The sequence below is a fragment of the Microbacterium sp. BF1 genome (assembly GCF_019279095.1).
Lineage (GTDB): Bacteria > Actinomycetota > Actinomycetes > Actinomycetales > Microbacteriaceae > Microbacterium > Microbacterium maritypicum.
Genome location: NZ_JAGYWT010000576.1, coordinates 1 through 1461 on the forward strand (window position 1 = coordinate 1; position 1461 = coordinate 1461).

The window sequence follows — 1461 nt, forward strand, 5'->3', positions numbered from 1 at the left end:
ATCCGCACGCGTTCGATGCGGTCTACGACCCGACCGTCTGCGTGCCCGGGGCTCCCACCCCGACGATGGCGCCTCTGATCGACGGGCTCGAGGCCGTGCTCGCCGAGAGTGCAGCCGCCGCGGGCCTGGACCGACCGACCGATGTCGTCGCGCTGTGGGGTCTGATCCACGGGCTCGGAACGCTGGCCGCCGCCGGGCACTTCACGCTCGACGACGGGCTCTCCGCCTATGCCGCCGCCCTCGATCGGCTTCTGCCGGCAACCTGATCCGCCCGGTTCCGCCGCCCAAGCTGTGAGTCGCTCAAAGCACTCTTCCACGCGATGCACAGGCGACCTTTCGTAGATTGTTCGGATGCCCTATTCCGCCCATCGACCGGGTCGCTACGACTCGCAGGGTCGGATCATCCTCGACAGCGAACCCGCCGCCGTCACGGATGACCTCGACTTCCTGCGCGAGTTCGAGCCCACCGGCACGGACAACGCCACCCGTGAGGCGTCCGCATCCGCGCCGTCGGAGGCGACCCCGATCGCCGACGCCCTCGTCTCAGAAGAGCCCGCCCCGGTGAAGCCCCCGCGCGCGCGCCGGCCCCGCAAGACGCGCCCACCGCGCACTCCCGGTTCGCGCGCGCGGACCCTTGCGATCCTCGGAGGAGCGGAAGGCGAGATCCTCGACCGCGTCCCCGGCGAGACGCCGCGCTTCGTGCAGATGTTCTTCGTGCTCGCCGGCACCGCGCTCGTCTCGGCGATCTCGATGCTCTTCGCCCTCACCACCGGTGTGCAGGCAGCCATCTGGCTGGCCGTGCCGCTGGCGCTCGTGTGGGCGCTCATCATCTTCAACCTCGACCGCTTCCTCACCTCGACCATGAGCTCGACGAGGAACGTCTGGCGCCTCATCGGCCTCGCGATCCCGCGTGTGATCATGGCCGCGATCATCGGCTTCGTCGTCGCCGAGCCGCTCGTGCTGCAGATCTTCCACAACGACATCGCCCGTGAGGTCGCCTCCACCAACATCACGCAGTCGCAATCCGACCAGGAGGCTCTCGAATCGGGCCCGGAGAAGATCGCGCTCGACGCGGCATCCGCCAAGGTCGCCGAGCTCGAGAACCAGGCGGCGACCGGCATCGTCGCGGGGACGGACGCCTCGTCGGCCACGGAATCTGCGGCCCAGGCCACGGTCGATGACGTGACCGCGAAGATGACCGCTCAGCAGGCCGTGATCGACCAGGCTCGTGTGCTGTACCAGTGCGAACTGACGGGTGAGGGTGCCGGCACCGTTCCCGGCTGCACCGGCGTCAACGGCCAGGGCGCCAGCTCGGATGCCGCCAAGGCGCAGCTCGCCGAGGCCCAGCAGACCTACGACGCGCTCGCCGCGCAGCTGCGCACCGCGAACGAGGAGCTCGCCGCTGCGGGAACCGCCGCGAAGGAGAACACCTCGTCGTCGGAGGCGCAGAACCGCGAGCAG

At 69.7% G+C, this 1461-nt stretch carries 2 protein-coding genes; both read left to right on the forward strand.

The features are described from left to right. On the forward strand, positions 1-266 hold a 266-nt coding region (locus KZA10_RS14990), incomplete at its 5' end, for a WHG domain-containing protein (protein ID WP_218683287.1). An 85-nt stretch (positions 267-351) separates the two neighbouring features. Beyond that, positions 352-1461, forward strand: a 1110-nt coding sequence (locus KZA10_RS14995; protein ID WP_218683288.1) for a DUF4407 domain-containing protein, incomplete at its 3' end; no start/stop codon positions are given.